Origin of the sequence: Meiothermus sp. QL-1, from assembly GCF_003351145.1 — a bacterium.
In the GTDB taxonomy this organism is placed as follows: Bacteria; Deinococcota; Deinococci; order Deinococcales; family Thermaceae; genus Meiothermus.
On sequence record NZ_QQSV01000013.1, the window covers coordinates 40,612 to 66,603 of the forward strand.

Below are 25,992 nucleotides of genomic sequence, written 5' to 3' on the forward strand. Positions count from 1 at the left end.
AACCTCCTCTCTAACCGCAGCCCCCCACCGTCACGCGCACGCCCTGGGAGGCCACCAGCAGCCTGCCGTCCTTGGTCTCCACCACCGCCCGCACCGGCGCGGTTTCGGCCACGCGCACCCGGGTGGCGTAGTAGGGCTGCACCCCTCCACCCAGGAGCTGGAAGCTAAAGAGCAGGGGATTGGCGTTCTTGTCGCAGAAGCAGTGGATGGCCTTGACCTGCTCAGCCGGCAGGTTGACCTCAATCTCCACCGGCACGTTGGCCCCCGACTCGGCAATTTGGGGCGCAGTCAGCTTGATGGCGTTGGAGGGCACCAGGTCCTTGTAGCCCTTGCCCAAGTGGGCCTGCAGGCCCTTTTCCAGGTTGGCAAGGTCTTCCCCCTCCAAAGCTCCTTGGGCCAGAGCGCCCACCTGTGCGGCCAACACGCTGGCCGCCACAGTGGCTGCCGATGCTTTTAGAAACCGCCTCCTATTCACAGACTTCACCTCCTGATCTGACGCAAACCTGCTTCAACTCCTGCAGGAATTGCGCCCGGGTACGGCTTCCGAAGAAGCGACCCAGTTCTTTCCACGTACCCCCCTCAGGTACGAGAAAGACAAAAGTAGGGGTTCCAAAAGCCCGCAACTGACGGGATAGGGCCTGCCCTTCTGGGCTGCGCGCGTCCACACTGGAGACCACGTAGTGGCGGGCCAGGACGCGCGAAACAGACTCGTCTGAAAGCACAAAGGTGTTCATCTGCTCGCAGTAAGGGCAGCCATGGCTCCAAAAGTAGACCATCAGGATGCGCCCATATGCCTGCGCATACTGGCTGGCCTGTGGGTGGGGATACCAGCGGTCAAAATCTACGTTCTGGCCGGCCGCAGCCGAAATCAGACCCCACACTGCCAGCGTAATGGTAATTATTCGCATGGTAAGTTTAGAGCATTTCTAAGCATAGGGGCTAAGGGTATTCCCGTCAAGAGGTCGCCGGTTTGGAAGCACAAGGAGAGAATAGTCCAGGACACGGTTTTTTGTCTATAAGATTTTAGAATCCACGTTATAACTAAAGATAAGTCTTCACAAAAACTCGTATGGAGCTTGCTTTTTTATCGCCAGTGCTTTACTTTACTAAGTAGGGTAGGTGAATACAGCCAAAGAGAGGTACCCGTATGAAATACTGGGCCATCCCCCTTTCCCTATTCCTCCTAGCTTACGCCGCCACCCCGGGCCAGGTGGCCCCTGAGTTTCGCCTGCGCGATTTAGAGGGAAAGGTCTACACCCTGGCCAGCTTCAAGGGCAAGCCAGTGGTCATCACCTTCTGGGCCAGTTGGTGCCCGGTCTGCCGGGCTGAGTTCCCCAAGCTGCACGCCCTGGCGCAGGAATACCGGGTGCCCTTTGTAGTCATCAGCCGCGAACCCCGTGACACGGAAGCGGTGGTGCGGGAGTATATGAGGAGCTACCCCCGCTTCCTTCCCCTGGTGGCCCTGCCGGGCGGGGATAGTCCCGTGGCGGTGGCCAACCGCTACAGGGTGCTAGGCCAGCCCTGGACCTTTGTGCTCGATAAGGAAGGCAGAGTGGTCAACCTCTACGCAGGCCGGGTAGAGGTGGAGTCGCTAAAGGATGACCTAGCCCTGGCAGGTTACGAGTAGAGTTTTGTAAAATGAGGGCGTCTAGAAAAGGAGGGAGGCTATGACCCCCAACATCGGCAGCACGGAAAGGCTGGTGCGGTACGTCCTGGCGGTGGTGTTCCTGCTCATCGCCTTCTTTGGCTCCAGCGGTGGGTGGGCCTGGTTCTTTGGCATTCTGGGCGTGGCCCTGCTGGTGACCGCCACGCTCAGCTTCTGCCCCCTTTGGTCGGTGCTCAAGATAAACACCCGGGGCAAGACCACCTAACCCAGGGCTAAACCCGATGGGTCCCCCCTCCCCTGGGGGGTGGCTCCGTAAGGTGGCGCGTGAGGTGGTGGTGGATCCGGCGGGTTAGCCACCACACCCCCAGGAGCACCACAGGAATCGCCAGCCCTGCGGCCAGCTCGGGCGAGATGGGAAGGCCTGCCTTCTCCCCACCTTTGAAGAGGTAGTACAAGAGCCCCACCACGTAGTAGGAGATGGCTGCGATGGATAGGCCCTCCACGGTGCGTTGGAGCTGGTACTGCATCTCCTGACCACGGCGGAGCTTGTTCAGGAGCTCCTGGTTCTGGGTTTCCAGGGCGATGTCCACGCGGGTACGCAAAAGCGCCCCAGCCCGCTCGATGCGCTGGGAAAGGGCTGCGAGCCGACGAGCGGTGGACTCTACGGTGGCCATGGCCGGGCTGAAGCGGCGCTGCAGGAACTCTCCGATGGTCTGGGTACCAGGAATAGGGGTCTCGCGCAGCTCGGCCAGGCGGGCTTTGACCAGGTTGTGGTAGGCCTCCGTGGCGCTGAAGCGGTAGCTGTGCTCAGCGATGACGTGCTCCACTCGAGCCGCCAGGGCCTCGAGCTCATCCAGCAGCTCGGCATCGGCCTGATTGGCGTCGCGGATGCGGGCCGTGATCTGGGCCAGGGCCTGCTCCGACTCGAAGAGCATCTCCCGCAATCCCCGGGCCACCGGAAACCCCAAAAGGGCCATCATGCGGTAGGCCTCGATTTCCAAAAGCCGGGCAGCTATGCGGCCTGCGCGGGTCTCGCTGGTGCCAGGAGGGGCTACCACCACCATCCGCTCGAAGCCGCTCTGGCGCAGGCGGAAGTCGGTCACGGCGCAGCTATGCCCGCCCCGGCCCATCACCGAGGCCACCAGCGGGTTTCCGCCGAACCAAGGCCGGGCCAGCTCCAGCGCCTGCTCCACCGGGCCCAGAAGCATGATGAGCTTGACCGCCGAGAGGGTACGGCCCGGGATATCGCGGAGCCAGGCAGGGTCCACGATGAGGTGTTGCAGCAGGTCTGTTTCGTGGCTGGGCTCGAGGCTCGGCAAGCCCTGCACCAGGGTATAGGTGCTGAACTCGGTGTGCCGTTCCCAGCGTAACGAGCCCCCAGCCAGCCGCAGGCGCAGGTAGGTGCCGGCGAGCTGGTCGAGCTCGAGCTCCCCCTGGCCCGCCAGGCGGCGCAGGTGCTCGAGTTCCTCTTCACGCGTGGCCCCCACGTGCCGAACCGCCACCTGCACCACCAGGGCGGGCAGGCGGATGCGGGGGGTGGGCCTGGCATGCAGCTCGTTGTGAAGCTGGACGCGCAAGGGGTCGTTCGGCGGCAGCACGCCTACTTCACGGTAGATTTCGGTAGTGCGAGTCATCCCGCTGCCCTCCCTGCTTGGCATTATTGTTGGGGTTTTCTGCTTCCCGGTCAGCCGGGAGGCCTTCCGGCAGTTTATGGCAGCCAGGCCGGTCTGGAAAGAGCACTATACCAGGGATGCCAGTACTCCCATGGCTTCCTCTGGGCTGGCCCCTTGGTGCACAATTTGCATCAGGGCCCGCACCATGCCCCTGGGATTTTTGTGCTGGATGATGTTCCGCCCATACACAATGCCCCGCGCCCCCTGCTGCAGCACCTGGTAAGTGCGCTCCAGCAGGGTACAGTCGTCTACCCTGCCTCCCCCCCGCACCAGCACCGGCTTGCCCGAGGCAGCCTCCACCACCCGGTGGTAGTCCTCCAGGTGCGTGGTGAAGTCGGCTTTAATCACATCAGCCCCCAGCTCCACCGCCTGGCGCACCAGGGGCACAATCTTGTTCACATCGCCATCCACCTCATAGCCGCCCCGGCCCGGCTGCATCGCCAAAGGCTCTACCATCAGGGGCATCCCGTAGCGCTCGGCCTCGGCTTTGAGGCGCTGCACGTTTTTGAGGCTGTCGCGGTAAAGCCCTGCCTCGCCCGGCAAAAAAAGCAGGTTGACCACCACACAGGCCGCGTCCAGCCGCAACGCCAGCTCAATAACACCCTCCACAAGCTCGGAAAAACGAAGGGGCGGCAGGGCCGGGCCATAGACGTTGGTGGTATCGGTGCGCAGCACCAAGGCCGGCTTTTCCTTCCCAGGAATCGCCTGCAAAAGCCGGGCCTGGCCGGGGGCCAGCTGGATGGCATCGGGGCCCGCTTCCACCAGGGTCCTGACCGCCTGGCCCAGGTTCTCGATGCCAGAAAGGAAGGAGAGCTCTCCGAAGACACCGTGATCCACCGCCACGTCCAAGCAGCGGCCATCGGAAGCAAAAAGGCGGTTCAGGCGGGGCTCTACCATGGGCTAGTCCAGGTCGTTTTGGAAGCTCTCGTAGCCGTTTTCCTCCATCCAGGTCTTGACCACATAGGGTGGGCGGAAGCTGGCTGGGTCCTGCACCGGCCCCTCCATCCAGTGGGGCTTGGCCTCCGGTGGGGGCTCCTGGCTCCAGTAGAAGTAGTAAAGCACCCAGTAGCCGTGCTGGTCCCTGAGAACCAGCGCCTCGCCAAAGCCGTCGACCATCTGCCGAATGGCCCGCTTGCGGGCCTCGCGGTAAGTGAGCTCGTCATACTCACGGGCGGTGGTGGACATAGAGCCTCCTATTTGCTCTCGTTCACGAAGAGGTTGTAGCCATTTTGCTCGAGCCAGGCAACCACCTGGAAGGGCGCTTTGAATTCCTCTGGGCTGGCACGGGGGCCCTCCACCCAGTCGGGGGGGTGCGAGGGAATAGGCTCGCGCAGTCCCAACGCCCCGAACAGGTAGTAAAGCCCGTAGTAGCCGCCGGTACCCAGCAGGATAAGACCCTCGCCGTAGCCGTCCACCAACACCCGTTCCGCCCGGGGCTCGGCCTCGGCGTAGGACAGGCGGCGGAAGGCCTCGGCGGTCATGGGACCTCCGGGTAGAGCCGCACGAAGTCGGTGGTCAGGCGGTCCTGGGCTAGGGGCCTGAAGACCTGATTGGCGAACTGCTGGTGCACGGGGTGGTCGCGGTAGAGGGGAATCACGCTCTCGTCGGCGAAATCCACCACCAACAGCCAGCGGTAGCGGGGCGCATCGCCCACCGCCTTGCCCAGCTCGAAGCCCACCACCCCCGGGATCTGGCCCAGCACCGCACGAGCCTGGCGGAACATTGCCAGCACCTCCTCCTCCGAGGCCTCGGTGTTGAAGACGATCAGGTGGCGCACCATTTAGGCCCTCACAAACCGACCGTGCCAGTCTTGCAGTAGCTCGAGCGTAACCACCACCGCCCCTTCCACGGGCCCGCTCAACACCTGGGCCGGCTGGTGGGGCTCTCCCAGATGCTCCAGCACCGCCAGAGCCCCCTCGAAGCGCTGCCCACGGGTGTAGTAGCTGTAGGTGATAAGGGTGGGAATTCCCGCCTTCTGGGCGGCAATTAACCCGTTCTGCGAATCCTCAATGGCCAGGGCTTCCTCCGGCGCAATGCCCAGGTTCTTCAGCGCCTCTAAGTACACGTCCGGAGCGGGCTTCTTTCGGGGCACCATGTCCCCCGCCACGATGGTCTCAAACCAGCCCCGCACCTCTTCCCCAGCCTGCTTCAAGAGCACCTCCACGTTGGGCAGCGAGGTGGTGGTGGCAATCGCCAGCCGTACCCCGCGCTCGCGGGCCTCGCGCCAGAGCCTCAGCACCCCAGGGCGGAAGGGCACCTCGCCGGCCTCAACGATTTGGTTGTAAATCTCGGTCTTGCGCCGGTGCAGCCGAGCGATGTCGGTGTCCAAAAGCTTGGGGCACTCGGGGCAGTGGTAGAGGTAGTGGGCGATGCGCTCCTTGCCCCCGGTCACCCAAAGGAGCCGCTCGTAGAGGTCGCGGTCCCACTCAATCTCTAGACCCGCCTCGGCGAAGGCTCGGTTGAAGGCCATGCGGTGGCCCTCCTCGGTCTCGGCAATTACGCCATCCACGTCGAAGATAAGCGCCTGCATGCCCCCTCCCCTAACCGAAAATCAGGGCCTCTCCACGCCGCTCCAGAAGACGGGGTACCCGCTCGGAAAAGCCCAGCCGGGCGCAGAAATCCACATCCTCACCCAGCCCCTCCCGCTCCAGGGCCAGGGCCGCCTCGGAGGCCCTGAGCACCGGCAGCGCGGGTTTCTGGGCCAGGTGCAGGGCGATCTGCACCCCATCCCCCACCGGTTCGAACCCCTCGGCCACAAGCCCCTGGGCCAGCACCCCGGCGGTGTAAAGGTCGTCCATGCCCACCTGCCCCTCCTTACCTGCGCAGAGGATGGCCACCTCCCTGCCCAGGCTGGCGGCCAGCCGCACCGCGGAGGGGGCGTTGAGCAGGGAAGCCAGGAGCACCTCCCGGGCCACCTGGGCAGCCTTGTGGGCTGCCTTAGTGCCGTTGGTGGTGGCGTGGATCAGGGTACGCCCCTTCAGTTCGGCCCCCAACGCCTCGCGGGGGCTGTTGCCGAAGTCGAAACCCTCCGGGCGCAGGCCCCCCACCTCACCGGCCAGAAGCTCGCCATTTTGCCTGAGGGCCCGCGCAGCCTCCAGGCTCGCAGTGAGCCACAAGGCCCCTGCCCCGGCCTCCAGGAACATCACCGCGGTGCTGGTGGCCCGGATCACATCCACCACCATCATCACCTCCGCAGAAGGGAGAGGATCCAGGGGAAGCGGGTGAACCCTTACCCTCACGGCAGCCTCCTACAAGAGCTCCAGCACCGCCCGCACCACCGCCCCGGGCCTGAAGCCGAGGTTCTCGTAGATGGTGGGGTAAGGGGCGCTGGCCCCGAAGTGGTCGAGGCCCAGCACGGCATCGGCGTACCGCTCCCAGCCCAGGCTAGCCCCAGCCTCCACCGCCAGCGTGGGGAGGTGTTTGGGCAACACGGCCTCGCGGTACTGGCGGGGCTGGGCCTCGAAGGCCTCCCAGCAGGGCAGGCTCACCACCCGCACCAAGACCCCCTCCTGGGCCAGAAGCTTCTGCGCCTCTAGTGCGAGGGCCACCTCGCTCCCGGTGGCCACGATGGCCGCCCGGGCTCCCTCCTGCTCGGAGATGACATACCCCCCCTTGAGGGTGCCCTCGGCCCCGGCCAAGGTGGTGCGGTCCAGCACCGGCACCGCCTGCCGGGTGAGCACCAGCGCGGTGGGGCCCTCCTTGCGCTCCAGGGCCATGCGCCAGGCGTAGGCGGTCTCGAGGGCGTCCGCCGGACGGATGACCCAAAGACCCGGCATGGCCCTGAGGCTGGCCAGGTGCTCGATGGGCTGGTGGGTGGGGCCGTCCTCTCCAATCGCTACCGAGTCGTGGGTCAGCACAAAGATGCTGGGGGTGCCCATAAGAGCCGCCAGGCGAATGGCCGGCCGCATGTAATCGGAGAAAACGAAGAAGGTGCCCCCATAAGCCCGGTAGCCCCCGTGCAGGTTGAGCCCGTTCAGGATGGCCCCCATGGCGTGCTCGCGCACCCCGTAGTGTAGGTAGCGGCCGGTGGGGTTCTCGCGCGAGAAGGGCTGCATTCCCTGGGCCTGGGTGTTGTTGGAGGGGGTGAGGTCAGCGCTGCCGCCCAGGAGCTCGGGAAGGGCCGGGGCCAGGGCATCGAGCACCTTGCCGGAAGCCGCGCGGGTGGCCACCTTCCCGCTAAAACTGGGGATGAGCCGTTCCCAGTCCAAAGGGGGCAGCTCACCCCTGAGCCTCCGCTCCAACTCCCGGGCCTCCTCGGGGTAGGCCTGGGCGTAGCGCTGGAGCCGGGCCCTCCAGTCAGCCTCGAGCCGCTGCCCGCGGGCGACGGCAGCCCGGAAGTGCTCGTAGACCTCGTGGGGAATCTCGAAGGGCGGGTGGGGCCAGCCGAGGTTTTGCCGGGTGGCCTCGAGGGCCTCAGGGCCCAGGGGCTCGCCGTGCACCTTGTGGCTTCCAGCCTTGGGCGAACCCGCACCGATCACCGTGCGCACCGCGATGATGGAGGGCCTCGGGTCGGCCTGGGCAGCCCGGATGGCAGCCCGGACAGCGGCCAGGTCCTCCCCGTCTACCCGCTGGGTATGCCAGCCGTAGGCCTGGTAGCGGGCCAGCACATCCTCGCCGAAGGCCAGGGCGGTGGGGCCGTCGATGGAGATGTGGTTGTCGTCCCACAGCACGATGAGCTTGGAGAGCCCCCAGTGCCCGGCGAGGCTGGAGGCCTCCCCCGAGACCCCCTCCATCAGGTCGCCATCCGAAGCCAGCACATAGGTGTAGTGGTCCACCACGGTATGGCCCTCGCGGTTGAACTCGGCGGCCAGCTTGCGCTCGGCCAGGGCCAGCCCCACCGCGGTGCTGATGCCCTGGCCCAAAGGCCCGGTGGTTACCTCCACCCCAGGGGTATGGCCGTGCTCGGGGTGGCCGGGGGTCTTGGAGCCCCACTGGCGGAAGCGCTTGAGCTCGTCCAGGGGCAGGTCGTAGCCGGTGAGGTGCAGCAGGGCGTACAGGAGCATGGAGCCGTGCCCCGCCGAAAGCACGAAGCGGTCGCGGTCGGGCCAGTGGGGGTTGGTAGGGTTGTGCTTGAGGAAGTCTGTCCAGAGCACATAGGCCACCGGGGCCATGCCTAAAGGCATCCCGGGATGGCCGCTTTTAGCCTGCTCCACTGCGTCCGCCGCCAGCATCCGTATGGCGGTGATGGCCCGGGCCTCGATCGCGCTTAGGGTGGTCGCCATGTGTCTCCTTTCACAAGACAGAACTTGAAGCCAGTGTAGGAGGAGGAAAACCCAACCTTCAAGCCGGGTTCTCCCCCTTTTTATAAGAGTTCCTTATGCCTAAGGCAGCGCGATGGAGATGAGCTTGGTCTCGAGGAACTCCTCCACCCCCCAGCGCCCCCCCTCGCGGCCCAGGCCCGAACTCTTATAACCGCCGAAGGGCAGATTGGCCCCCATGGCGCTCGGCACGGGGTCGTTGACCCCCACGATGCCATACTCGAGGGCCTCTGCTACCCGGAAGGCCCGGCCCAGGTCCCGGGTCCAGATATAGGCCGCCAGCCCGTACTCGGTGTTGTTGGCCCAGGCAATTACCTCCTCCTCGTCCTCAAAAGGCATCAGGGGGGCCACCGGGCCAAAGGTCTCCTCTTCCAGGATGCGCATGCCGGGCTTTATGCCGGTGAGGACCGTAGGGGCGTAGAACAGACCGCCCAGCGGCCTGCCCCCAGTGGCCACCTGGGCCCCCTTGGCCAAAGCGTCCTCCACATGGGCCACCACCTTCTGCAACCCCTGCTCCTCCACCAAAGGGCCAATCTGGGTGCTGGGGTCGAGGGGGTCGCCCACCTTGAGCCGGCTCACCGCCTCGGCCAGAGCCTGGGCATAGTCGGCCTCGAGCCGCCGGTGCACATAGATGCGGTTGGTGGTGATGCAGGTCTGGCCGGTGTTGCGGTACTTGGAGAGCAGGGTGAACTGCACCGCTTTTTCGATGTCGGCGTCCTCGAAGAGGATGAAGGGCGCGTTGCCCCCCAGCTCCAAAGAGATGCGCTTCAGCGTATCGGCAGCCTGGCGGTAGAGGAGCTTGCCCACCGGGGTGGAGCCGGTGAAGGTGATCTTGCGGATGCGCGGGTCCTCCATCAGGACCCGCGAGACCGGCACCGGGTCGGCGGCCGGCAGCACCTGCAGGGTGCCCGGAGGCCCCCCCGCCTCCTCCCAGAGCTTGGCCAGGTACAAGGCGCAGAGGGGGGCCTGCTCAGCAGGCTTGACGATGACGGTGCAGCCCGCGGCCAGGGCCGGGGCGGCCTTACGGGTGATCATGCTGGTGGGGAAGTTCCAGGGGGTGACCGCGTAAACCGGCCCCACCGGCTCGTAGACCGCCATCTGCCGCTTGTGGGAAAAGCGGGGGTGGATGAGCTCACCCCCGATGCGGGGGGCCTCCTCGGCGCACCATTCCACGAAACTCGCGGCGTAGAGCACCTCGCCTTTGGCCTCGGTGATGGGTTTGCCCATCTCAAGGGCGGTTAGGCGGCCCAGCGGCTCCTGGTGGGCTATGAGCAAATCGTTCCAGCGGCGCAGAATCCGACCCCGCTCAAAGCCCGTGAGTTTCCGCCAGGTCCTGAAGGCCTCCACCGCCGTGTCGGCGGCCAGCCGGGCCTCAGCCTCGCCGCAGTCGGCCACCTCGGCCAGCACCTCGCCGCTGTAGGGGCTGCGAACCGGAAAGGTACGGGGAGCCGCGTACCACTGGCCCCCCAAATAGGCCTGGGTAGGCACCGCAAGGTCTTTGACCATGCCTTCAGCATACCGCCGCATAACCGCTGGGGCTAGCGCCTGCGGGCTGGGGTCATCTGGCCCCAGTCTCGGTCTGTCAGGAGGGGCAGGGGGTTGATGACCTGGTAGTCGCAGGTGCGGCGGCTGCCCGCGTACACCCCAAAGTGCAGGTGGGGCGGGGTAGAGCGGGCGTTGCCGCTGTTGCCCACGAAGCCCAGCAGGGTGTTCGGGCTCACCCGCTGCCCCTCCCTCAGGCCAGGGGCGTAGCGCTCGAGGTGGGCGTAGTAGTAGCGCCTGCCCCCAGGCCCCACCACGAAGACGTAGAGCCCACCCCGCTCCCCCCGCCCGATGCGCCAAACAAAGCCGCTGGTGGCCGAGTAGACCGGGGTGCCCCGGGGGGCAAAGATATCCTGGCCCTCGTGCCGGCGCCAGCCCTCGCGGGGCGCGCCAAAGGTGTCGGCCACCTGCCGCACCCGCACCCCCTGCACCGGCATCAGCAAGCGAGCATCGGGGGTAGGGGGCAGAAGCTGCAGGTACCCTTGCAGCTTGTCGCGGTAGTGGGCCCAACGCGCCCGCTCCTGGCGCTCCGCCTCGGTACGGGGGGCAGGAAGAGGTGGGGGATTGCAGGTCCGGCCGGGCTCTTTATCAGCTTCGAGGACCTGGGCCAGGGCCAGAGGGCCGAGGAGGAAAAGGAGCATGAAGAGCATACCTCTAGTCTGCCGGCTCGGCGTGAAGAAAGCATAAAGGCCCCCTGCGCTATGCTGGGGTGGATGGTTCGCGTGGAAGTGCTAGAAGGCGCCGAGCTCGAGCCCCTCATCCCCGAGCTGGCCCGGCTGCGCATGGCGATTTTCCGCGAATGGCCCTACCTGTACCAGGGAAGCCTCGAGTACGAATCGCGCTACCTGGCCAAGTTCGTGGCCCTGCCCGAAAGCACCCTGGTGGTGGTGCGCGACGGCGAGCGGGTGGTGGGGGCTTCCACCGCCTTGCCGCTAAGAGAGGCCGAGGCCGAGTTCCAAGCCCCCTTTGTAGCCGCCGGGCTGGACCCCGGGGCCTGGTACTACTTCGGGGAGTCGGTGCTGGAGCCCGCCTACCGGGGGCGGGGAATAGGGGTGGAGTTCTTTAGGCGGCGAGAGGCACGGGCCCGGGCCCTGGGCTACCGCCAGGTCGCCTTCTGCGCGGTGGAGCGGCCGGCCGACCATCCTCTAAGACCCCCGGACTACGTACCCCTGGACGGCTTCTGGCAACGCCGGGGCTACACCCGACGCCCCGACCTGCGCGCCTACTTCGCCTGGCAGGACCTGAGCGAGGCCCAGGAAAGCCTCAAGCCCATGGTCTTCTGGGTAAAGCAGCTCTAGTTTCACGCCCACCCAGGACCAAAAGCTGCACAGGCACGGAAACGTCCCCTTCCTCGAACCCCCCCCGAACCGGGTTGCCCACAGGGTTATCCACAGGAACGGCAGGGTTATCCACAGAGTTATCCACAAGGCGGGGGCCGAGGCTAAGGGGACGTGAAGGCAGCTTTCATCCACGCCCCATCTGGTCGCTTAGTAGGATGAACGGTATGCCGGACGACCCCACCCGCTTCCAGAAGGGCCTCCTGCGCTACGTGGCGGGCCTTCTGAACCGCTGCCCCCACTGGGTGGCCGCCCTCGTGCCAGACCAGGCCTGTGTGAGGGCCCGCTCCCCCTCGGGCCTCCTCTATCGGATTCAGCTCGAGGCCCAGGCCCCCGCCCACCCTCAAGCCCTGCAGGAGAGGCTGGAAGCCCACCCCTACCCCGCACATCGCTTCATCCTGCTCGTGCTGGAAGGGAAAAGCCCCTTCTCCCTACCCAAGGGCGTGCACCTGTGGACGCTGGCCGAGTTGGACTACCTGGTGATGGCCGCCGACCTCGAGTCCAACGCCCCCCTGGCCTATCTGGGCCTCGAGGTTGAGCTGCCCCAGGCCACCCCGCCCTCCAGCTCGGCTACTCGCCCGGGGCTTTGGTATAAGCTTTAGGCATGAGCCTGAAACCGGTACAAACCCCTAAAGCGCCCCCGGCTATCGGCCCTTACAGCCAGGCCATCGTGGCCGGGGGCATGGTGTTCTGCTCGGGCCAGATTCCCCTCAACCCCGCAGGCGAGCTGGTTGCCGGCGATGTAGAGGCCCAAACCCGCCAGGTGATGCAGAACCTCACGGCGGTCCTGGAGGCCGCTGGCACCTCCTGGGCCAAGGTGGTGCAGACCACCTGCTACCTGGCCGACATGAACGACTTCCCCGCCTTCAACCGGGTCTACGCCGAGTACGTGCAGGAGCCCTACCCGGCCCGGGCCACCGTGCAGGTGGCCCGCTTACCGCGCGATGTGAGGGTCGAGGTGGCCTGCATCGCCCTGCTATGAACCTCTACGAGCGGTTTCTGGCCCAGGACGTGCGGGCCTTGGCCCGGGCCCTCACCCTGGTGGAGGCGGGCTACCCTGAGGGCCAGGCCCTCCTGCAGCGGCTGCGGGGGCGGGGCAAGGCCCGGGTGGTGGGCCTGACCGGAAGCCCGGGGTCCGGCAAGAGCAGCCTGACCGACCGGCTCATCGAGGAGGCCCGCCGGCGGGACGAGCGGGTGGCGGTGCTGGCGGTGGACCCCAGCAGCCCCTTCACCGGAGGGGCCATCCTGGGCGACCGCATCCGCATGATGCGCCACCACCAGGACCCCAAGGTCTTCATCCGCTCGCTGGCCAGCCGGGGGGCCCTGGGGGGGCTGGCAGGGGCCACTGTGGCTGCGCTGGCGCTGCTCGAGGCCTTCGGCTTCGACCGCATCTTCGCGGAGACGGTGGGGGTGGGCCAAAGCGAGGTGGACATCGCCCGGGTGGCTGACACCACCGTGTTGGTGCTCACCCCAGCAGCAGGGGACGCGGTGCAGGCCTTCAAGGCCGGGGTGATGGAGATCGCCGATGTTTTCGTGGTGAACAAGTTCGACCTGCCGGGCGGAGAGCGGGTCGTGCAGGAGCTGAAGGCCACCCTGGAGCTGGCCCCGCCCCGCCCAGGCGGCTGGAAGCCCCCCGTCCTCACCGCGGTGGCCCCCAGGGCCGAGGGCATCGCCGAGCTTTTTGAGGCCATAGAGGCCCACCACCAGCACCTGGTGGCCCACCGGCTGCTCGAGGCCGACCGGCTCGAGCGGGCCCGCTTCGAGGTGGAAAGCGTCATCCAGGAGTGGGGCCGGCGCAAGACCCGAGAGGGCCAGGCGCTCATCGCCCGGGTGGCTCGAGGGGAGCTGAGCCCAGAGGAGGCCGCCATGCAGCTCCTGGGTCTCTCCCAAAAAATCCCCTAGGGGCGCCTGGCTGCCAGGGCGTAGGCGACCCACCCCGCCATGGCGGCAAAACCGGCCCCGGTGCGCACCTCTCCGGTCTCGGGGTCGAACGACTCGGGGACGTACCCTTGGTCCAGGGGGGCCTGGGCCAGCACCCCAAGGGCCTCCTCCGCCGGTCGCACCAGGCCCGAAAGCAGCCGGTTGGCCAGGGCGAAGCCGGAGGGAAAGGGAAAGTGGGCCGAGCCCTCCCCGGGGAAACGGCCCCGGTAGTGGTAGGGGTTGTCCGGCCCCAGAATCCAGAGGGCGGTGGCCTGCCAGAGGGGGTCCTGGCGGCTGCAAAAGCCCAGGTGGGGCAGCAAAAGCAGGCTGCCTGGGGGCTCGTCGGCAAAGGTGTAGGGACCACCCGGCTCAAAGCTGTAGGCGAAACGGCCCTCCCGCTCGGCCTGGCGGTAGAGGGTCTCGCGGATGGCCCGGGCTTCCTGCCTGAGCTCCCCTGGGTAAAAGGGGGCCAGCCGCTCCAGGGCCACGCACAGCAGGGCGTTGTCGTAGGTGAGGTAGGGCTCCCTCACCGGGTCGTCGGTGGGCGAGAGGAAGGTGCGGTAGAGGGAAAGGGTGGGGTGCTTCTCCTCGGCGATGCGCCGCAACACCCCCTCCAGAGGCTCCCGCAGCTCGCGCAGAAGCTCCGGTTCGGGCCCGACGGCCTCAAAGTAGCGGGCCAGGGCCAGGGGATAGGCGGCGGCCTGGTCCAGCTCAAAGCCAGGGTAAAGGGGCGGTCCCCCCAGGTACTGGGCATGCTCACCCGGCCAGGGGGCATAGCGCCGGAAGGCCACCCGCAGCACCTCGCGGGCCCGCAGAGGGTCGGCCCTGAGCAAAGCCGGAAAAAACCAAAGCAGAGCATCGCGAGCCCAGTAGGCCCCCGAAACGTAGTAGCGGGAGCTCCTGGAGGTAAGCACCACCGGCTCGCCCTCCAGGGTGTTGGCCTGGGCGTAGAAATAGGCGAACAGAAGGTGCCGTCGATAAACCTCGGGCAGCGGACCGCTGTAGGCCGCCACCAGCCGGGCCAGAGCCTGCCGGGTCCTGCGCCAAAGGGCCTCCCAGCCCACCCGCCGCAGGTGCAAGGCGGTGGTGCGGGCCCCGTCGGCCTCGGGGGCCAGGGCAAGGTATAGGGTGAGGGGGCCTTCCGCCCACTCCAAGACAAACCGCTCCCCCCAGTCCACGCGGCAGGGCGGCCGGTCGGCCTGGAGGCCCAGGGAGAGCAGGGTGCGGTGGGCCCGGGCCTCCAGTATGTAGCTGCCCGTCCAGGGGTCGTGCGCGGCATAAAGGCCTGCCCGAAGCCGCTCTTCGCCAAAACGGCGCAGGCCCAAATAGGCCGCTTTCCCCTCCACCCGCAGGGGGCCGGCTGCCTTGGGCTCCAGCCGCAGCGCCACCCCTCGCTCACCCCAGGGGGCCAGCAGGGTTACCCGCAGGGCCTCATTCTCCCAAAACGGCACCCACTCATCGACCCGTCCGCCCCGCCAGCCCTCCCCCGTCACCGCCAGCAAGGGTTCGCCCACCCAGTCCAAAAGGCCGTTCAGCGCCAGCGAGGCCACCCCCAGCCGCTCCACAGCAGGGGCCTCCGGGTGGGCCTCTACGTGCACCTCCAGGTTCCCCGCAGGCCGGTGCATGGGTGGGTGGACAAGAACAGGAGCAGGGGTCAAAAGGGTTTCCATGGGGTCTTTATCGCTTCTACACAAAGCTGTTGCAAGCTTTATATAGGGGGGAAAAACCCATGGCAAGAGCTCTGCTTCCGTTGTTGCTGGTGATCGGTCTCGCCCTGGCACAAGGGGGACCACCCAACCCCAGCCCCGAGATGCGCCAGCGCTTCGAGGCCTACCGGCCGGTTTTCGACCTGATTGCCACCGTTGGCCTGATGAGCGAGGTCGACAGGCAGCGGGGCCTGGCCTTCAGCAAAGCCCAGGCTCAAAGGCTCTTACCCATCCTGCGAGACCTTCAAAGCCGCAACGACCTTAAACCCACCGAGGCCAGCAAAATCCTGAGCACCATCGAGGACAGCATCCTCACCCCAGCCCAGCTCAAGTGGATGGACGAGACCCTGCTGAAGCGGCGCGAGGAGGCCCGGCAACGCCGCAGTGGAAACTCAACACCAGGGCAAGTGGGGCCAAGCGGAGGTCCAAGCCGGGGGGGCATGCTCCAGGCCATCGCCCAGGGCGGACCCTACAACCCCTTCAAGGAACAGCCCCGGTTGGCTGAGGATTTGAGGAATCTAATCGGGGTCCTAGCCAGGCGGTAGGAGGTGCTTGGTGCAGCGCTGGGTTTTTGTCTTCATAGGATTAGCGGGTCTTGGGCTGGCCCAGGCCCAGACCCGGCTGGAGCTTGTTCCCAGCCAGAGCGAGGCCCGTTACCGGGTGCGCGAGCAGCTTGTGGGCATAAACTTCCCTACCGATGCCGTAGGGGTAAGCAAGCAGGTACAGGGCAGCGTGCGAATCGACCGGACCGGACGGGTGCTGGAGAGCTCGCGCTTTACGGTGGACCTCAACGCCCTCACCAGCGACGAGGCCCGGCGCGACAACTACATCCGCCGTAACACCCTGAACACCGCCCAGTACCCCCTGGCCGAGTTCGTGCCCAAGGAGGTGCGCGGCCTGAGCTTCCCCCTGCCCAGCGCGGGCAAGGCCCAGGTACAGATTGTGGGCGACCTGAAGATCCGCGAGGTCACCCGCAGCGTGGTTTGGGAAGGCGAGGTGGAGTTCCGCGGTGATACTGCCCTGCTGCAGGCCCAGACCCGCTTCACCTTCCGCGACTTCGGCCTGGTGCAACCGCGGGTGCTGGCGGTGCTGAGCGTAGACGAGAACATCCGGCTCGAGGTGAGCTTCACCTTCCGCATCCTGGAACGCTAGGGGCTAGCCGGAAATTGTGGCCTCGGGTACTTAACCGCTTATTGAGAATAGTTACTATTTCACGGAGGTGATTCACATGGCTATCCAAGACAAAACCGGTATCGCCCTCAACCCCACCCAAAACGACCTACCCGCCGAAACCCGGGCCGCCGTGACCGAGGCCCTGGCCCCGGCCCTAGCGGCGGCCACCGACCTGTACTGGCAAGCCAAGTCAGCCCACTGGAATGTCAAGGGCCCCAGCTTCATCGCACTGCACAAGCTCTTCGACGAAGTGGCCGAGGAAGTGGAGGAGTGGGCCGACCTACTGGCCGAGCGCATCGTGCAGCTTGGCGGCACCGCCCAGGGCACGGTACAGGTGGCGGCCCAGCGCTCTCCCCTTCCGCCCTATCCCCTGACCATCCAAAGCGGCGCAGAGCACGTGGCCGCGCTATCCGGCGCCTTGGCGGCCTTTGGCAGGCTGGTGCGTTCGCTTATTGACCGAACGGATTCCCTGGGCGACTCCGCCACCGCAGACGTCTGCACCGAAATTGCCCGGGGCTGCGACAAGCTCCTCTGGTTCGTGGAGGCCCACAACCAGCAACCCTAAAGGCGAGCCAGAAACTCCTCCAGGTCGGCCAGCGAAGCAATGGGGGTGAGCAGGGCCAGGTGTTCGGGGGCCACCTCGAGGCCTGGCCTTATGACCTCGAGCCACCCAGCGTGCACCCCCAGGGGCTTGGTGGGCCTTCCCTGCCGCCAGGCCAGATAGTTCAGGTTCCAGGCCGCCAGAATCTCGGCCAGGGTACCCACCCCCCCTGGCAGGGCCAGGCAGGCCACCCCCACGTCGAAAAGCCGCTCGATCCGGGTTAGCAGCGAGGCCGAGGGCAGCTCCAGGTCCACGTGCAGGTTGGGCCCATCTCGCTCTGGAAAGAGGGCGGGGGCGGTGATGCCCACCACCAGCCCTCCCAGCTCCTTGACCCCCTGTGAAACCGCCTCCATCGCCCCGTTGTAGCCGCCCGTGGCCACGCCAAACCCCGCCTGACCGATGAGCCGCCCCCAAGCATAAGCCTCGGCGAAGGCCGGCGTGCCAGGCTTGGTCTGGGAAGAGCCGAAAACCGTAACCAGACGCACGACCTCAGTCTAAAGGCCCTCTAGCCGCCGGCGATAAGGGCGACGGCCACCAGCGAGAGCAGCACCCCTAGGCCCTGCCCTCGCCCCAGCCGCTCACGCAGCAAACCCCAGGCCAGAAGCACGGTGAAGGCCGGGTAAAGCGAAGAGATCACCGCGGCCACGTCCAGCCGCCCAGCCTGGGCGGCCGCCAGAAAGAGCACGTTGCCACCGGCGTCCAAAAGCCCCGCTAAAACCACCAGGGGCAGCGTTCGGGAAAACCCCAGCCCAGCCGAGGCCCGGCTTTGCCAGAGCCAAAGGAGCATCAGGGCTAAAGCGGTCAGCTTAGCCAGGGCCGAGGGCCAGAAAAGACCCTCCACCCGGTCAATCAGCACAAAGTAGCCGCCAAAACCGGCCCCAGCTAAGAAGGCGTACCCCAACCCCTGCGCACCTCCCTGGGCTCCCTCGGGGCGGGCGGCCAGCCAGACCCCTACGAGCCCAAAGCCGAAGCCCAGAAGCTGTAGAGGCGCCGGCACACCCTCCAGGCCCATCCCTACCAGGGCCGCCAGCCCTGCGCCCACCACGCCCGCTACAGGAGCGACCAGCCCCATCTGGCCTGTCATGAAGGCCCGGTAGAGGAAAAAGAGGCCTGCACAACCCGCCACACCGGCTCCCAGGCTCCAGGGCAGGTCGGAGGGTTGGAGTTCCTCACCCCGTCCCAAAGCCGCTAGAGTAAAAAACAGAAAGCCGGTGGCGTGCACCAAAAGGGCCACCCAGTAGGGGTTGAGCCGCCGGGCCGCCACCCCACCGCCAAAATCGCCGGCCCCCCAGGAAAGGGCCGAAAGAAGAGCTAGGGCCACGGCCGAGAGCTCAGCGCCCACGACACCTCCCACACAAGGGCCCATCTTACCGCTCCTTTTGCAGAACGAGGGGTTTTATAATCTGCTCCACACGGAGGACGAGGATGGGTGCGCTAGAGGGCATCCGGGTGCTCGAGTTGGGCAGCTTTATCGCCGGCCCCTTTGCTGGGCAGCTCCTGGCCGATCACGGGGCCGAGGTGATCAAGGTCGAGCCCCCCCAGGGGGACCCTATGCGCTCCTGGGGGGTACAGCTCAAGGATGGCCAGTCCTTGTGGTGGCCGGTGATCGGGCGGAACAAGAAGAGCGTGGTGCTAGACCTGCAAACCAAGCAAGGGCAGCGGCTGGTGCGAAAGCTCGTGACGCAGGTGGATGTGCTTCTGGAGAACTTCCGGCCCGGGGTGCTGGAAAAACTAGGGCAGGAACCCCAGGCGCTTTTAGCAGAAAACCCCCGACTGGTCATCGCCTGGGTTTCGGGATTTGGTCAGACCGGCCCCTATCGCGAGCAGGCAGGCTTTGGCAGCCTAGCCGAGGCCATGGGAGGCCTGCGATACCATTTCCATGGGGGATAGTCTAGCCGGGCTCCTTGCCGCTTTCGGCATTCTAGCAGCCCTAAGCGCCCGCGAGCGAACGGAGCGGGGCCAAGTGGTGAACGCAGGCCTGACCGATGCGGTGATGGAAAGTGTTCACGAAGTACAACGTTCTAGGCGTGGTGCGGGAGCGCACCGGCAACACCCCTCCCGGCATAGCCCCTTCCAACCTATACCCCACCCGGGATGGCCGCTACATCCAGATCGGGGCCAACGCCGACGGCCCCTTCGTTCGGCTCCGCCGGGCCATGGGGCGGCCTGAGCTGGCACAGGACCCCCGCTTTGCTACCCACCGGGCCCAGATCGACCTCAATAAAACCCACACCAAACAGCTTTTTGGACCGGGTACCCAAACCTTGAAAGGGCCCCTAATCCCCTATGCGCTCGGCGTAGAAACCGTTGAGGATGGGCACAATGCCCACGATGTAGCCCGAATGGCCCACGAACAGGCTCTTATTGCCGCGCATCATGTAGCCGATGAAGATCTTGTCAAGGCTGGAACCGTATAGGCCCCTCACCTCAAATTGGATGCGCGTGGGGTTGTTGGCGTTGTAGCTGATCTTGAGGGGGAACTCCTGGCCCTGGTAGACGTAAACCCCGCTCAGCACCCCACTGTTGTAGCGGATGCGGAGCTCGCCCCGAAGGGGCTCGCCCAGCACGGGGACGCTGGTGTCGTCATCGTAGACCTGCCAGCGGCCGGCAAACGACTCCGCCCGCGGGGGGCCGCTGACGCTTGCTGAGCCGCTGGGCACGCCCCTATCCCGGTACATCACCACGCCCCAGTCCTCGGTAAACCCGGTGGCAATCCGGCCGTTTTTGAAGAAGATGACCCTGAACTCCTTGGTTTCGGTCACCCGGTCAGGCAAGTCCCGCCAGGGTTCGGAGGCCGTGTCCGGGAGGAGCCAGAAGCGAACAAAGCGCAGCGCAGGAAGGGTCTCCCCGTTGACCCGGAAGCCAGATAAACCCGGTATGTGGAAGGTGCCCAGCCGTCGGTCCACGGCTCCTGCTGGAGCGCCGCTAAACCGCTCACGTAGAATGGCGTTCGTCATGGTCCTGGGCAGATGGTAGATGCCGAGCTGCCGGGTCACAAACCCGTCCAGGTTGATGTTCCAAAGCCCGAGGGGATAGGCCGGGCTGAAGCCGTCGGGCCGCCGCACCGCCCGCACCACCGCTGCCTCGTAGATAAGGCCCAGGGTGACCCAGTCGTAGGACATGGCCACGAAGCCATCTCCATCGGGGTCGGCTTCCACAGGGCTACCCCGGCCCCTCTCGTCCCGTCCCCAGGAGTTCTTGACCAGGAACACGCGGCGTGCGTCGTCGTAGCCCACCATCAGCATGGCGTGGCCGCCCCAGCTATCCGGACCGGGACCGGGGATCCAGACGTTATCCCGGAACTCTAGCCGCACCTCCTCACCGTACCTCCTACCTATCAAAACTGCGCTGAAGGCGATTTCCCGCCCCTCGGCCAGCTGGGTTTTGTACCACTCCAGACGGATGAGCTCCTCAGGCCTGGCATAAACGATGTGGCTTGGGCCGTAGATGGCCTGCTGCTGGGCCGCATTGGGGAAAGGGGTTACAGGAGCCCGGTAGAGGGGATAGATTTCGCGTCCTCTCTCGTCCAGGGTTTGCACGGTCCAAAGCCGGTGGGTCAGGTTGAAGGTGTCCAGGTAATCCTGGCGCTCGGTGATGGGGCCGTACCAGAGCACCCGGGGGTCATCCAAGGGGTCATCGGTCTTTTCCAAGAAGGGGCGGGTGTTGTTGTAGGGCCAGTGGGTTTCTGCGGGGATGCCGTAGCGCAGCACGTGGTCCAGGCCCCAGGTCACCCCGCCCCCGCTGAGGCCATAAATGGCGTTCTCCCGCAGGGGGAGCGGCATGGGAGCACCGGGGGCACCGGTGCTGATCAGGAGGCCCATTTTCTGCGCGCCGTTGATCCATTCCTCGGAGAGGTCCAGCTCCAGACCATGCAGGCGTTTGTAGGCAGCCTCCAGCAAAGCCGCTACCGCGAAGGAGGTGCAGGTCCCCCGTATCCACTGGTCGCGAATCGGGGTCTGGTTGGCCCGCAGGTCCGCGCTGGGGGGTAGGGCCAGGGGGCGGATTGGCTGCCCCTGGGGCAGGGGGCCCTCCTCCTCCAGGATCGCTTCGTTGCCATCCTGGAGCCTTGTTTCGTAGTAGGCCCTGGCTTCTTCTATTTCTTCCAGGGTGTTTAGGGCTACCAGACGGCCGTCCTCGAGCCGCACGTATGGGCGGTCGTTGGGCAGGCCATTGCCCGAGGGGGGGGTCGGGGGGGTGCACCCCACCATCCCCAAGACCAGCCAAAACAGGAAACCAAACCTAACTTTCATGGCCTTTTTCCTCCTTTTTTCTCTCCTAGGGCAGCCGGTGGTAAAGCGGCAGCCCCGCCGGCGCTGGGTAGAGGGCAGGGAAGCGGGTGTACTGGGTGCCGCTTGTGCCCACGGTGAAGACCCGTTCCGGGATGACCGGGCTTCCCGGTGAGTTCACCCCGCTGAGCTGGCCCGGCGCCAGCCGGGCGAACCTGTCGGCGGTGTAGGTGACCCAGAGGCCCCCACCCTCGTCAAAGGCCATCCCGTAGAGGAGAGCCCCCACATTCAGGTAGACCCGCACCGAAGGGGTCAGGCTGGTGCTTCCGGTGCCGGCCAGTTCGGCTGGGGTGAAGCGGTAGAGGGCGTTGTCGCCGAAGGCCATTACCCAGAGATTCCCCCCCGCGTCAAAGGCCAGGCGGTAAGCGTCCAGCCGGCTGACCCCATCGCTGGCGATGAGCTCCCGGTCCGGCGGGCCGCTGTAAGAGGCCTCAAGCCGTGCCCGGTCGTAGCGCACCGTGGTGCCATCGGAACTGCCCCCCCGGCCCAGCCAGAGGTTGCCGCCGGCGTCAAAGGCCAGGTGCTGGGGGTTGTCCACCTGGAGGATCACCCCGGCGCTCAGGGTGGTCCGGCCACTCCCGGCCCCGGCGAGCTGCTCCCGGGTCAGGCGGTAGACCCGGTCGGTGCAGGTAGCAGCCACCCAGAGGTTCCCCTCCGGGTCAAAGGCCAGCCCTGAGGGGAGGCAGGTGAGGCCCTGGAGGTCAATCCGGCGGTCGGGGGTGGGGCTTGGGCCGGTGAGGGTCTCCGCCGGGTAGCGGTAGAGGTGGGGGTCGGCGGTGGTGCCCCCGAGGACCCAGAGGTTGCCCTCCTGGTCAAAGGCAAGCCCTTCGCTGCCGCGGGTGGGGGCGCTGGGGTCGGGGTTCAGCGTACCCCCTGCGGCCAGGTTTCCCCGGGCGAAGCCCAGGGTACGGTCGGCCGAGTCGTCCCCTAGCCAGAGCCTGCCGCTCGTGGGGATGGGGGCGTAGGCCACGGCCACGGAGGTGGTTTCCCCCGGGCGCACGCAAGTGGGGCTTGGGCTTGCCCCTCCCCGGTAGGCCTGGCGGATAAGGGGGTGGGTGTCCGCCGTCTTTTCCGCCCGCAGGGTGTAGATGCCCGCCTCCACGGCGAGGGTCTGGCCGGCGGTTAGCGTGCGGCTATACCCCCCGGGCCCCGTCACCTGCACCCGGGCCAGGACGCCCTCGGGGAGGCCGGAGACCTCCACCCGGAGGCTACCCTGTCCTGCGGCGGGGCAGTTGCCCTGATTTCCCCCGCTGCCAGGATTGCAAGCGGGGAGGAGAAGAAGTGCTCCTAGAGCCAAGGTCCACCATTTTTGACCCATCTTCACTTCACCCCTTCCCGTGGCCCCTTAGGAGGCCTTCCCAGCGGATAGCGCGCTTCTAGGTGGCGGAGGAGGCTCTGCCAGTCCGGGAAGTAGCGGGGTTCCTCCCCGGTTTCCCGGAGGAGGAGGGGGTGTTTCCCCTTGGGGTCCACCCGGAGGATTAGGAGTTTCCCCCGCACCCTTTGAGGATGGGGGAGGGGGCGTTGCAAGGGCGTTGCAAGGGGCTAAGCGGCCGGGGTCAGGAACAGGCTATCCAGAAGGCGGTGCCAGGCGGCAAGGGTCTCCTGGTACGCCGGAGGGGTCAGGGATTGCTGGCGGGCCCGGTGGGCACGCAACCGCGTGAGGGCCCCGGTGGGGTCCAGGCCGCAGGCCGCCTGGGCCAGGAGAGGGATGTCGGAGGTGGGGAGGCGGTCCCCCAGGGTTTTTTCGGCTAGGGCCCTCGCCTCCTGTGCCCGCCCCTGCCTGAGGAGGGCCAGAGCCAGCCAGGCGGCGTCCAGGGGCCAGTCGGGCCTTTGGGCTTCTAAAACCTGGCGCAGCAGGGACTCTGCTTCCTCTAAGTTCCCCTGGAGGAGGCGGGCCACGGCCAGGTCGGCCTGGGCCTCGAGAGCGCTCTGCTTAAGACCCGCCGCCTCGGCCAGGCCCAGGCTTTGACGGAAGAGGGCTTCGGCCCCTTCCAGGTTCCCCCTCCAAAGCAGGGTGTTGCCCAAAGCCCGGGCCGCCTCGCTGCTACCCCGGGGTTCCCCTATGGCCTGGAAGACCTCGAGGGCCCTTTGCGCCCAGGTTTCGGCCTCCTGGAAGGCACCGAAACGGAGGAGGAGGCCGGCCAGGTTGATGCCCACCCCAGCCTGGAAGTGGGTCCGGCCCAGCTCCCCGAAGTGGGCGTGGGCCGCGTAGTAACTTTCCAGCGCTTCTGCGTAGCGCTCCAGGCGAACCAGGGCTAGGCCGCGGAAGTTCTGGAAGACCCCCAAAGCCTCCCGGTAGCCCAGGGCTTCGGCCCTGGTATAGGCCTCTGTAGCCTCCGCCAGCGCTTCCGCCCAGGCCTCCTTGCGCAGGGCCAGGGTGCAGGCAAACTGCTTAAGCCGCACCTCGGCGAGGCCGGGGCGTCCCAGGCGGGCCAGGTGGCCGAGCCAGGTTTCCAAGTCCTCGCTCTCAGCCACCACGGCGAGCTTGGCCAGCAGGTAGGCGGCGGCAGCCATGGCGGCCTCCTTGCCTTCTTGGCTGGCCTTTTCCCAAACCCGAAGGGCCTCCTCCCTGGCCCCGGGTTTTCCCAGATTGGCCAGGGCATCCGCCCGGAAAAGGCAGATCTGGGGGTGCTCCCCCAGGGCCAGGGCCGCCTCTGCGTGGGCCAAGGCCTCCCCCCAACGCCCACCCATGGCCAGAAAGCGCACCCGGCGGAGGCCCGTTTCCAGGCGGAGGGAGGAGGGTAGCTCAGGGGTCAGGCTTTCCAGGGTCTTCAGGACAGCCTCCTGGGCGGGGATCTGTCCCGAGAGCATTAGGGCCTCCTCTAACTCCAGGAGCAGGCGGGCCTGGTCCTCCGCTTCGGCGCCGGCCCTCTTCTGGACCTCGCGGGCCCAGGAGAGGATCTCCGCGGCCACGGGAAAGGCCTGGCGTTCCAGGGCCGTCCGCCCCGCCCGCATAGCTACATGCCAGGCCTCCTTCAGGCGCCCTGCCGCCTCCAGGTGCCGGTAAGGAGCCTCCCCTTGGGCCAGGAGCTCCTCTGCCAACAAAACGTGGAGGGTGCGGCGTCGGGCGGGGGGCATCTCCTCCAGGACGGCCTGGCGGAAGAGCTCGTGGGCGAAGGTATACCCCTCTGCCCCACCCCGCAGGTACCCCGCCGCTTCCAGGCCCTCCAGGGTTTCCATCCAGGCCAGGGTCTCTCCCCCCAAAAGGCGGCGCAGACTGAAGGGGTCCAAGGGGTTCCCCGCCACGGCCAGCATTTCCGCTGCCCTTCGCCCCCCCAGGGCCTCGAGGCCCCGCACCACCTCCTCGTGGATGCTTTCCGGGAGGGGAAGCTCCCGGTAGTCCTCCGTGGCCTCGTCAAAGGGGGTGTGCCAGCCCTCCGGGTCTGCCCGGAGGAGGCCTTGGGCCATGAGGTGTTCCAGGGTGCGGAGGAGAAAGAGGGGATTCCCCCCAGTGGCCCGGTGTAGCCTTCGGGAGAAGAGTACCCCTCCGGTTTCCATACGGGAGAGGGTGCGTACCAACCGCAGCACGTCCTCTTCCGCCAGCGGGTGGAGCCGTACGGGGCTCAGGAGGCCGTCCCGCTCAAGCTCCCGGAGCGCCGCTGCCAGGGGGTGGGGTTCCCGTAGCGCCTCGGGCCGGGTTGCCCCTAGGACCCGCACTCCGAAGGCCCGGCTACGGCGTACCAGGTAGGGCAGAAACGCCAGCGTGGCGGCGTCTGCGTGGTGAAGGTCATCCAGCACCACCACCCCCCCTGCCGGCAGCCCCGCTGCCAGGGTCTGGACCAGCGCCTCATGCAAACGTGAGAGGGCCAGGCCGGCCTCGCCCTCGCCCAGGGGACGGGCAGGGACCCTCAGCTCGGGCAGCAGGCGGGCCAGCTCTTCCCGCCACACCCCGGCCGAAAGCTCGCCCTTCTCCCAAAGGGCCCGCAGAACCTCCACCAACCCACCAAAACCTGCCTCTAGTGGGCTTTTCCGGTGGGCCACCCAGCGGAAACCGGGTTGAAGTTGGGCATACTCCTGAAGAAGCCGGGTTTTGCCCAGCCCTCCCTCGGCCACCAACAAAGCCAGGCCCCCGGCCGTCTGAAGTGCCCCCCAAGCCTCCTCCCGCCCCATCAGCGGGGGATTCTTGAGGCGGGTGGAGGAAGGCAACGTCACTGCTTTTCCCCACCGCAGGGCCCCGGCTAAGGCTACCAGGCTCTCGGATGGCTCCACCCCAAGCTCCCGCCAAAGCCTCTGCCGGTAAGCCTCATAGGCCTTGAGGGCCTCCACCTGGCGGCCCAGCCCGGCCAAAAGGCGCAGCCGCAGGACCTGCCCCTCCTCGTGCAGGGCATCCAGCGCCAACAGCCTCTCGGCCCGCTCCAGCGCCTCTTCCAGGTGCCCCTGCTCTAAAAGCTCCACCGCCCACCGGTAAAGCACCTCGGCCTGCAGGGCCTGCAGGCGGAGGCGGGTGGACTCGAGCCACTCCTCAAACAAAGGCGCAGCCCGCACCCGCAGGCCCTGCATAAACTCCCCTCGGAAGAACCCCTGGGCCCTGGCCCAGTCCCGCGCCGCCACCGCCTGTAAAAGCTCCTCTATATCGCTTTTTACCCCCACCAGACCAAGCCGCTCTCCCTTTTGCTCCAAAAAGGAGCGCTGGGGGAGGCGAAAAAGCTCCCGACGCAGGTTGGCCCGTGCCCGCTCTTCGGGCAGGTCCCAAAGCAGGGTGGCCAGGTGCTCCCGGGTCTGGGGCCCTTCCAGGGCCAGGTAGCCCAGGAGGCCCCAGAGCTTGTGGGTAGGCAGCCCCACCGGCGCTCCCTCGAGCCGGAACACCGGAAACCCCAGGAGGTCGAGGGTGGTTTGAGCCATTTGGCCCCAGTCTAGCACCGCAGCGGCTGTGCCATCCCCGAATCGCAG

The 25,992-nt window shown here is 66.7% G+C and carries 28 protein-coding genes and 1 pseudogene; 11 read left to right on the forward strand and 18 right to left on the reverse strand.

Annotated features, from left to right (window positions below; translation table 11 throughout):
* Positions 1-10 precede the first annotated feature (10 nt).
* Both soxY and DV704_RS11360 read right to left on the reverse strand, forming a co-directional pair.
* Entirely contained in the window at positions 11-475 is a 465-nt protein-coding gene (gene soxY / locus DV704_RS11355) for a thiosulfate oxidation carrier protein SoxY (RefSeq protein WP_114799694.1), read from the reverse strand.
* Positions 468-908: a thioredoxin fold domain-containing protein gene (locus DV704_RS11360; protein WP_114799695.1), complete on the reverse strand. Its 441-nt coding sequence runs from the start codon at positions 906-908 to the stop codon at positions 468-470. The genes soxY and DV704_RS11360 overlap by 8 nt, the downstream gene beginning before the upstream one ends.
* A 239-nt stretch (positions 909-1,147) precedes the next feature.
* On the opposite strand from DV704_RS11360, the gene DV704_RS11365 reads away from it, so the two are divergent.
* Positions 1,148-1,627 carry a TlpA disulfide reductase family protein gene (locus DV704_RS11365; protein ID WP_114799696.1) on the forward strand — a complete coding sequence of 160 codons (480 nt, stop codon included), beginning with the start codon at positions 1,148-1,150 and terminating at the stop codon, positions 1,625-1,627.
* 40 nt (positions 1,628-1,667) lie between these two features.
* Positions 1,668-1,871 (forward strand): DUF2892 domain-containing protein, encoded by a 204-nt coding sequence (locus tag DV704_RS11370; RefSeq protein ID WP_114799697.1) that lies wholly within the window; start codon positions 1,668-1,670, stop codon positions 1,869-1,871.
* A gap of 7 nt (positions 1,872-1,878) precedes the next feature.
* On the opposite strand, the gene DV704_RS11375 is transcribed toward DV704_RS11370, so the two are convergent.
* The 10 genes from DV704_RS11375 to DV704_RS11420 form a co-directional block, all read right to left on the reverse strand.
* The gene (locus tag DV704_RS11375; protein ID WP_114799698.1) at positions 1,879-3,240 is read right to left on the reverse strand and encodes a DUF3422 family protein; all 1,362 of its coding nucleotides are present in this window, start codon (positions 3,238-3,240) and stop codon (positions 1,879-1,881) included.
* A 105-nt stretch (positions 3,241-3,345) separates the two neighbouring features.
* A complete protein-coding gene (locus tag DV704_RS11380; RefSeq protein ID WP_114799699.1) occupies positions 3,346-4,176 on the reverse strand; it encodes a class I fructose-bisphosphate aldolase in 831 nt (276 codons plus the stop codon).
* 3 nt (positions 4,177-4,179) lie between these two features.
* Positions 4,180-4,464 carry a hypothetical protein gene (locus DV704_RS11385; protein WP_114799700.1) on the reverse strand — a complete coding sequence of 95 codons (285 nt, stop codon included), beginning with the start codon at positions 4,462-4,464 and terminating at the stop codon, positions 4,180-4,182.
* Between the two features lie 8 nt (positions 4,465-4,472).
* Positions 4,473-4,760, reverse strand: coding sequence for an annexin VII (locus tag DV704_RS11390; protein ID WP_114799701.1), 288 nt, complete (start codon positions 4,758-4,760; stop codon positions 4,473-4,475).
* Positions 4,757-5,059 carry a Dabb family protein gene (locus DV704_RS11395; RefSeq protein WP_114799702.1) on the reverse strand — a complete coding sequence of 101 codons (303 nt, stop codon included), beginning with the start codon at positions 5,057-5,059 and terminating at the stop codon, positions 4,757-4,759. The genes DV704_RS11390 and DV704_RS11395 overlap by 4 nt, the downstream gene beginning before the upstream one ends.
* On the reverse strand, positions 5,060-5,809 hold the full coding sequence (locus DV704_RS11400) for an HAD family hydrolase (RefSeq protein ID WP_114799703.1): 750 nt from the start codon (positions 5,807-5,809) through the stop codon (positions 5,060-5,062). It lies immediately after the preceding gene.
* A gap of 10 nt (positions 5,810-5,819) precedes the next feature.
* Positions 5,820-6,518 carry a 2-phosphosulfolactate phosphatase gene (locus DV704_RS11405; protein ID WP_233498343.1) on the reverse strand — a complete coding sequence of 233 codons (699 nt, stop codon included), beginning with the start codon at positions 6,516-6,518 and terminating at the stop codon, positions 5,820-5,822.
* 9 nt (positions 6,519-6,527) lie between these two features.
* On the reverse strand, positions 6,528-8,501 hold the full coding sequence (gene tkt / locus DV704_RS11410; RefSeq protein ID WP_114799705.1) for a transketolase: 1,974 nt from the start codon (positions 8,499-8,501) through the stop codon (positions 6,528-6,530).
* 99 nt (positions 8,502-8,600) lie between these two features.
* Positions 8,601-10,043, reverse strand: coding sequence for an NAD-dependent succinate-semialdehyde dehydrogenase (locus DV704_RS11415; RefSeq protein ID WP_114799706.1), 1,443 nt, complete (start codon positions 10,041-10,043; stop codon positions 8,601-8,603).
* Between the two features lie 32 nt (positions 10,044-10,075).
* Entirely contained in the window at positions 10,076-10,729 is a 654-nt protein-coding gene (locus DV704_RS11420) for a M23 family metallopeptidase (RefSeq protein WP_199489985.1), read from the reverse strand.
* A gap of 63 nt (positions 10,730-10,792) precedes the next feature.
* Between DV704_RS11420 and DV704_RS11425 the strand changes: the two genes are divergently transcribed.
* The 4 genes from DV704_RS11425 (at position 10,793) to meaB (ending at position 13,318) form a co-directional block, all read left to right on the forward strand.
* Positions 10,793-11,377 (forward strand): GNAT family N-acetyltransferase, encoded by a 585-nt coding sequence (locus DV704_RS11425; RefSeq protein WP_233498344.1) that lies wholly within the window; start codon positions 10,793-10,795, stop codon positions 11,375-11,377.
* A gap of 206 nt (positions 11,378-11,583) precedes the next feature.
* Positions 11,584-12,018: a hypothetical protein gene (locus DV704_RS11430; RefSeq protein WP_114799708.1), complete on the forward strand. Its 435-nt coding sequence runs from the start codon at positions 11,584-11,586 to the stop codon at positions 12,016-12,018.
* Positions 12,019-12,020: 2 nt separating this feature from the next.
* Positions 12,021-12,398: a RidA family protein gene (locus DV704_RS11435; RefSeq protein WP_114799709.1), complete on the forward strand. Its 378-nt coding sequence runs from the start codon at positions 12,021-12,023 to the stop codon at positions 12,396-12,398.
* Entirely contained in the window at positions 12,395-13,318 is a 924-nt protein-coding gene (meaB, locus tag DV704_RS11440) for a methylmalonyl Co-A mutase-associated GTPase MeaB (protein ID WP_114799710.1), read from the forward strand. The genes DV704_RS11435 and meaB overlap by 4 nt, the downstream gene beginning before the upstream one ends.
* Here meaB and DV704_RS11445 read toward each other — a convergent pair.
* The gene (locus DV704_RS11445) at positions 13,315-15,006 is read right to left on the reverse strand and encodes a glycoside hydrolase family 125 protein (RefSeq protein ID WP_114799711.1); all 1,692 of its coding nucleotides are present in this window, start codon (positions 15,004-15,006) and stop codon (positions 13,315-13,317) included. The genes meaB and DV704_RS11445 overlap by 4 nt on opposite strands.
* Positions 15,007-15,065: 59 nt before the next feature.
* On the opposite strand from DV704_RS11445, the gene DV704_RS11450 reads away from it, so the two are divergent.
* The 3 genes from DV704_RS11450 to dps all read left to right on the forward strand — a co-directional run bounded on the left by DV704_RS11450 (position 15,066) and on the right by dps (position 16,780).
* A complete protein-coding gene (locus DV704_RS11450; RefSeq protein ID WP_114799712.1) occupies positions 15,066-15,587 on the forward strand; it encodes a hypothetical protein in 522 nt (173 codons plus the stop codon).
* 10 nt (positions 15,588-15,597) lie between these two features.
* Positions 15,598-16,194: a YceI family protein gene (locus DV704_RS11455; RefSeq protein WP_199489986.1), complete on the forward strand. Its 597-nt coding sequence runs from the start codon at positions 15,598-15,600 to the stop codon at positions 16,192-16,194.
* Positions 16,195-16,270: 76 nt separating this feature from the next.
* A complete protein-coding gene (gene dps, locus DV704_RS11460) occupies positions 16,271-16,780 on the forward strand; it encodes a DNA starvation/stationary phase protection protein Dps (RefSeq protein WP_114799713.1) in 510 nt (169 codons plus the stop codon).
* Here dps and DV704_RS11465 read toward each other — a convergent pair.
* Complete coding sequence (locus DV704_RS11465) at positions 16,777-17,301, reverse strand: LOG family protein (protein WP_114799714.1); 525 nt, start codon at positions 17,299-17,301, stop codon at positions 16,777-16,779. The genes dps and DV704_RS11465 overlap by 4 nt on opposite strands.
* A gap of 20 nt (positions 17,302-17,321) precedes the next feature.
* Positions 17,322-18,170 carry a DMT family transporter gene (locus DV704_RS11470; RefSeq protein ID WP_233498345.1) on the reverse strand — a complete coding sequence of 283 codons (849 nt, stop codon included), beginning with the start codon at positions 18,168-18,170 and terminating at the stop codon, positions 17,322-17,324.
* A gap of 71 nt (positions 18,171-18,241) precedes the next feature.
* Here DV704_RS11470 and DV704_RS12420 point away from each other — a divergent pair, with 71 nt between their 5' ends.
* Both DV704_RS12420 and DV704_RS12505 read left to right on the forward strand, forming a co-directional pair.
* Positions 18,242-18,706 (forward strand): CoA transferase, encoded by a 465-nt coding sequence (locus tag DV704_RS12420; protein WP_199489987.1) that lies wholly within the window; start codon positions 18,242-18,244, stop codon positions 18,704-18,706.
* Positions 18,696-18,975, forward strand: a pseudogene (locus tag DV704_RS12505) (CoA transferase); the annotation flags it as partial. The gene DV704_RS12420 and the pseudogene DV704_RS12505, both read left to right, overlap by 11 nt.
* Positions 18,976-19,092: 117 nt before the next feature.
* On the opposite strand, the gene DV704_RS12230 reads toward DV704_RS12505, so the two are convergent.
* The 3 genes from DV704_RS12230 to DV704_RS11485 form a co-directional block, all read right to left on the reverse strand.
* Positions 19,093-21,066, reverse strand: a complete 1,974-nt coding sequence (locus DV704_RS12230) for a C1 family peptidase (RefSeq protein WP_199489989.1) — start codon at positions 21,064-21,066, stop codon at positions 19,093-19,095.
* Positions 21,067-21,091: 25 nt separating this feature from the next.
* Positions 21,092-22,303 (reverse strand): hypothetical protein, encoded by a 1,212-nt coding sequence (locus DV704_RS11480; RefSeq protein WP_114799716.1) that lies wholly within the window; start codon positions 22,301-22,303, stop codon positions 21,092-21,094.
* A gap of 341 nt (positions 22,304-22,644) precedes the next feature.
* Positions 22,645-25,944: a BTAD domain-containing putative transcriptional regulator gene (locus DV704_RS11485; protein WP_114799717.1), complete on the reverse strand. Its 3,300-nt coding sequence runs from the start codon at positions 25,942-25,944 to the stop codon at positions 22,645-22,647.
* Positions 25,945-25,992: the final 48 nt, after the last annotated feature.